This is a genomic window from Flavobacterium sp. NRK F10 (assembly GCF_024054235.1).
In the GTDB taxonomy this organism is placed as follows: domain Bacteria; phylum Bacteroidota; class Bacteroidia; order Flavobacteriales; family Flavobacteriaceae; genus Flavobacterium; species Flavobacterium sediminis.
This window is the reverse complement of record NZ_JAMXLC010000001.1, coordinates 301,168-307,525: the sequence shown is the minus strand read 5'-3', so window position 1 is coordinate 307,525 and position 6,358 is coordinate 301,168. Positions and strand designations below refer to the sequence as shown.

3 protein-coding genes are annotated in these 6,358 nt (G+C 31.3%); all 3 read right to left on the bottom strand.

Translation table 11 applies throughout. The features are described 5' to 3' along the window. Nucleotides 1-542: 542 nt before the first annotated feature. Genes cas2 through cas9 form a run of 3 tightly spaced genes read right to left on the bottom strand, consistent with a single transcriptional unit; the run spans nt 543 to nt 6,226 of the window. The gene (cas2, locus tag NHF50_RS01370; protein ID WP_252774804.1) at nt 543-890 is read right to left on the bottom strand and encodes a CRISPR-associated endonuclease Cas2; all 348 of its coding nucleotides are present in this window, start codon (nt 888-890) and stop codon (nt 543-545) included. Next, complete coding sequence (gene cas1 / locus NHF50_RS01365) at nt 883-1,779, bottom strand: type II CRISPR-associated endonuclease Cas1 (protein WP_252774803.1); 897 nt, start codon at nt 1,777-1,779, stop codon at nt 883-885. The genes cas2 and cas1 overlap by 8 nt, the downstream gene beginning before the upstream one ends. A 4-nt stretch (nt 1,780-1,783) precedes the next feature. Further along, nucleotides 1,784-6,226 (bottom strand): type II CRISPR RNA-guided endonuclease Cas9, encoded by a 4,443-nt coding sequence (gene cas9 / locus NHF50_RS01360; RefSeq protein ID WP_252774802.1) that lies wholly within the window; start codon nt 6,224-6,226, stop codon nt 1,784-1,786. Between the last annotated feature and the right edge of the window lie 132 nt (nt 6,227-6,358).

Here is a 6,358-nt window from a genome sequence, read left to right as displayed (position 1 = left end):
GAAGAAAACGTTGTGAATTGCTTTCAAAAGTTCTAATTTTACTATGATTTACAGCCGCATTTACCGGAATTATGCGAGCCAAAAAGTTGTGAATTGCTTTCAAAAGTTCTAATTTTACTATGATTTACAGCAGAATTAAGTTTTGATCCGGAGAAACTAGGTTGTGAATTGCTTTCAAAAGTTCTAATTTTACTATGATTTACAGCATGAATTATTTAATTTATTCGCTTTACTATGTTGTGAATTGCTTTCAAAAGTTCTAATTTTACTATGATTTACAGCTTTTAGCCTTATATATAGTGTAAATTAAAGTTGTGAATTGCTTTCAAAAGTTCTAATTTTACTATGATTTACAGCATAGAGATCAATTAAAGCGGTTGAACACATGTTGTGAATTGCTTTCAAAAGTTCTAATTTTACTATGATTTACAGCATACCCCTTGTTAAAGTGTTGGTATGTTGTGAGTTATAGTGTTTTTTGGAAATAAAAAAGAAGCCTGATTTTCTGGGAGTCAGTAGTTTGGATTTTATCTTTTTTAATTCTAAAATAGCTCTAATTGTTGGTTGGGTTGATCCGGCTCTACCGATTTTTTGCCGTAAAAGATTTCCATCATCCCGAATTGTTTGTCAGTGACCTGCATAAAACCTATTTTTCCGTGTGGCGGCAAATGGTTCTTTAAACGTTTAATATGTACATCGGCATTCTCTTTGCTGGCACAAAAACGCATATAAATTGAAAATTGGAACATGGCAAATCCGTCATCTAAAAGATGTTTTCGGAAACGAGTTGCAATTTGCCGGTCTTTTTTGGTCTCCGTAGGCAAATCAAAAAAAACTAAGATCCACAAACTACGGTATTGATTAAGTCTTGAAAAACGGTCTTCATACATATTCCGGATATAAAATTTTTCGCGCCGAACCACTGAAACATTCGTAAAGTGAATTCGTCGTTCGGCTCATAGCTACCATCAGCGGACTTCGTTTACCGTCCAGTTTTACATCTATAGTAATGATCCCCAATAATTGTTTTTTGAACTCAGTGGTCAGTTGCTCCGGTATGCCTTGTTGGTTCACGATATCCGTTACGATCCAATCAACATACGGACGGTAGGGTTCCATAATATCATCTGCCAGGCAATAAGCGTTGTATTTGTTGCGGTGGAAGATCCCGAAAGTAGGGTGCATTCCGGAGCTTACCAAGGCACGGGCTGTAATTCCTCTTAAAATAGCATAACCGTAATTCAACAGATTGTTAGGAGGCATGCCGTTTTGCTGGCGGTTAAAGCCTTCTATAGGAAACAAATTTTGCCAGTAATAAGCGGCTGCCCTGGCTTCGTGGTTCTGTGTATCTCCCGAAGTTACATTTTTTGCCCAATGTTGCATGTTTTTAACAGGGATTCCTTTTTCCTGTAAAACGCCTGCCTGATTCAGTATCTTGGCGGAAACCGTTTGCTGCCACAAATTCTTTTTTAAAGGCAGGGAAGCTCCGATTTGCGTGCGAAAGCGTTCCGATTGTTCGCTATGACCGTTTAAAGGCATCAGTAAGCCGATGGGCAAATGCTGTTGATTACAATTAATAAGTGCCACATTATTATAGGTCAGTTTTTCCAGCAGTCCGTTGGTCACGGTTATCTGTTGGTTTTCCATAACGATAACCCCGATGTCTTCAATAGGAACGGTTTTAGTAGCTTGTTCCTCATCGGGATAGTTGACCACTAATTGTTCATTTTTGGTGCTGAGATAGGCCGGATTACCGAAAAAGAGGGTTCGTTTGATCATAGAACTATGCTTTTGAAATATTTCCTAACCTATCAACTTTGAGTTTGATACATTTTTCTTTTATCTGATTACCATCAAAACTTGCCGTTTTTGTATCAAATGAACCTGTTATTTTCTTTTTCTTTTCATTATAGTTCATATCAACTTCTTTTGGAATAATTGCTTTCGCAATGTGATTAGGTCTAAAATAACATGTAGAATTAGAAAAATCATTAACAAAAAATACCCTTTCTATTTGTTCTTTTGTTAAATTACTAAAATCTATTAAACTAGTATTCATTTGTTCATCTTCGGTTGGAAAATAAATCAAATCATCAGGAGATAAATGAAATAAAAGATTTAATTCATAGATTTCATTTTTTCTTTCAATTGTTTTCTTTTCAGGAACTGGGTTTATTTTTTTCTTTTGTCGTTCAATTATTTTATCTAATCGGATAGTTTCAAAACTTCTATTACCATCTTCGTCTAGATAAATACCAAAAAACAAATTAGGTGAACCTTGTACATATTTGTTTTTTTTATTTCCTGTAATTCCTAACGGAAATCTTCCACTTCCTTTTTCATATGTACGAACTTTAAAAATAGGATGATGAAACTTTCCGCTATTAAATTGAGTAATATTTTTGTTCAGATTTTCAATTCCTTCAGGAGAAAAAGCCAATTCAGGATTATTATCTTTACTTTCAAGATAGTTAATCAGGATTTTTTGAATGCCTGTATCTGTTATTTTATTGATTTTATTTTCAGCTTTATCTATTGTTTTTATATCCTTGAATAATGTTACTAAATCATTTCTCTCTCGAGTAGCTGTTGTTATTTCTCCTTCACTTAGTTCTACCCAAGGTAAATTAACAATTCCTGACACTGTTTCTTCGTGTAAAGATTGACGTATAGCCCAATTCAGTCCTTTTTGTTCTACCAATTCCTTTTTCTTTTCTCCGTTTTTCTCTACCCATTTTTCATATTTATTAGTAGCTTTATTAATAACACGAAGATTTTGTTTAAAGCTTACTACAATTGTTTCTAATGAGTTTCTTGTGTCTTCTGTGAATGTATTCCAAGGTTTTTTGAACTCCGTAAATTTATCTCGTTCTTTACCGTTTTTATCATTCCATTTTCTAGTATGACGTAATTTATTTTGTAAATCATATCGCTTTATTTCTGATTTAGCTGATTGATTATTTAATAAATTAACATGGTCTCTCGTTGCACAAGCAATTATTAAAGCATCTAAAGCGTGATGACGATGGTCAATTCTCTTCTTTTGGAAGCCTTTACTTTGTTCAAAAGGGACAGTTGGTAAATATTTTTGATGTTTTTCGTTATATGTAGTATATAAATTACTATTCGTAATTTGATTCATTCGTTCAAATCGAGGTAATATTAAGTCATTCCAAACATCGTTTAATCCCCAATCTTGTTTTAATTCAGAAGTTATTTTTCCATTCAACGGAATTACATTTTTGGAATTTACTCCGTCATCGTCTTTTTCATTTCTAACAATGTTTGACAAAACATTAGAAATAAACTTACTGATGTATCTCGTGTCGTTCAGTTGCCGTTCAATCATTTTTTCAGGAATTTCTTCCAATAAAAGTTTGTTTCGTTTATTTCTGTTTTTTGAATAATTCTCTTTGATGAAATCTCTATATTGGTCTTCTGTGAAAATTTGAACTTCTTTTCCAAGTTCTACAGAAACTTTTTGTCCGTAATGATTTTTAATGAATTCCAAACCGAGCTGATTGTCTTTTAGTTTATTAACAGCCGATTCACAAATGACTTTATTACCGAAACTATCGTCAAAAAATCGACTTTGAGGAATAATGTGTTCTATTTCGTATTCGTGCGTAAACAGTTTATTTAAAGGAATTATTTGTCCTGTATAAGGCGAACGGTATTTCTGTTCCAACCATAATTTGTAGCGTTGTAATTCCGATTTTGTTGGCTCTGCCTTTTTACTGATTTTTAATATTTCTTCTTCAACTTCCACATTTGAATTTAAAACTCCATCTTCGTAGATTTTCAAGATTTCCTGTTGTATTGGAGAGTATGGGCGAACATTTTCAACTTCTGAATCGTTTATCATTTCTATTAGCAGTGCTTTGATTCTGAGGTTTGTGTTTTCGTTTTCGGTAACAATATTTGTTAGTCGTTTGCGTTCATCGGCTGTATTTTTCATTTCTCTAGCCAATTCAATATGGATTTCGTCAAAGAAATCTTTTTCACCATTGCCATATTGTTGCCAAATATCCTTAACAACACGAAGTGTCTCCGTTACAATTTGTTCTACAATCGGATTTCTTAAAGAATGTTGTTTAAAATCATTCAAATATTTTTCCAAATCATTTACCGAATTCCACTTTCCTGCAATATCTGCTTCTGAATGTCTATCATAAACGACATACTGAGCTAACCAAAGAGGTAATCCTTGAAAATCTGTTTCTTTTTCTAACTTGTTCTTTTCTGCTTTTTCGCGAACAATTATCTTGATTTGTTCATCAAATTCTCCTGTTAAAAGTTTTTCAATTCGTGATTTTGTTTTTTCATCAATAATGTTCCAATTCCAATATTTTCCAATTCTTAATAACGGAAGTAGTTTTTTAATTGCTTTCTCTGAAAATGTACCATATTCACTTTTAAAAGGAGGAAATTTTTTGAAATTTTCCACAAAAGACGAGATGTCTAAATGATGTTTTTCTGCGAATGATTCTATTGCTTTTTCATATTCTTTTTTATCTGTTACAGAATAAATAAGATGCCATAACTGTTGTTCAATTTCTCTAGTCAAAAAATTAGATGGGATATTACTTATTTTATTTAACCTCCTATTGATTTCATATCCCGTCTCATTCATCGGGAATTTCTTTGATTCATCTTTATCAGAATCATAAACATAGTTCCAACGATATTTAGAGATTTCTTCATTTTGTGCCTTTCCTTTCAAATTTTTGAAAAAATATTTCAAAATATCCTTATGGTCAACATTCTTTTGACTCATTAAAAAATCAAAGAGATTTTCTAAATCTTCTTGGGTTTTTATAAATTCGTATGTTATATCAGTGTCATCTTCTTTTTTGTAGATTTTTAGATTATACAACCATTGCCAAACTCTAAATTCTTGATAATATGGATTTGATTTCGGAATGGCTTTTAAATATTCTTTTTTTTCAATTCCGTCAATTTTGTATTTTCTATATTCTAAACTACAGTTTCCAATGGATGATTTTTGACTTCGTAAAGGTCTATGATAGAAAATAATATCCTCCAAAAACAAATGAAGAAAATCCTTTTTACTTAAAGTTAGTTGGTGAGCTTCGTTATTTCTGTATAATTCTCTGATACAATCATTATATAAATCTTCATTGAATAATTCAGGTTGTAATTCTATTTGTTTTTGTAAAATTGCTTTTAGTTCCTCTTTATAAAACTTACGTTCAATAGTACGAACTAATTTCCCTTTAATTTTTTGTTTTGGATTTTGAAGTAATGAATCGTAAATATATGTCCCAACTGTTTTTACAGAATCTTTAATTTCTTTTTCGGTTTTAATTTTCACAAGTTTCCATTTTTTATCCCAATCCTCTTCGGTAGGAATAGAAAAACGTCTTTTCAATGTTCCGTCACCTTCATATTTATCATTTCCTTCTTTATCTAAATCAATGGTGGCAATTATATTTTTCTTTACTCCAATCCAATTTGGGACTTCTTTAGCAAAGTATTTTCCTGTATCTCCATTTGATAACGTAATTTGGATAACTTTTAAATTTTTATAGACTATTCCTGTATCCACAATTTTTGAAATTGTTTGAGTGTCAAAATAAATTCTTGTTTGAGCAGTTCTTGTTGCATCTTCATCTTCTTCTCCTCTTAGTTGATAATAACCTCTTTTTTGATTGAAGTTTAACAGTATCCAAGCAAGTTCTTGTTTGTCTATTTTTTGAGTTAATGCTTTTTTGCGTAAATAATAAATTGTCCAATCATAAGGAACTAGTTTTTCTTTTCCTTTTTTTCCTGTCAATAATTGTGGTTGATGCTTCTTGAAATCGTCCAACATCTCTTCAAAAGATTTTTTAAAAATAAACTCTCTGTTATTATAAACTAATTTTGGTTCTAATTCCGACTTGAATTGTCCAAATCTTTTCTCAAAATCAATTTGATTTGCATAATGTTCAGGTAAAAAATTCATAATATTCAACACTCTATGTAGTCTTTCTCTACGAAGTAAATGTCTTTCTCGTAATCTACGAGTTCCTCTATATCCTGTTCTTTCAGAAGTTTGTGTTTTTGATGGTTTTCCTGCTCCAAAATTATCTAAAACATCTTGTGTCATAGGAATAATTCTGCTTCCCATCCCAAGAATTTCCCCTTGTTTATTTTCAAAATCTTGTTTTACTAAAGCCCAACCAATAGAGTTAGTCCCCAAATCCAATCCTAATATTTTTTTCATAGTATGTCTCTCTTTTTAATATGTTAAAAATAATAAAATTCTTTATTAAATATATAGTGCTTTAAGAATCATCGCATATTATAAATAAGTTTTTTATAATTCTTACGTTTTTCCGTAAAACATCGTTAAAAA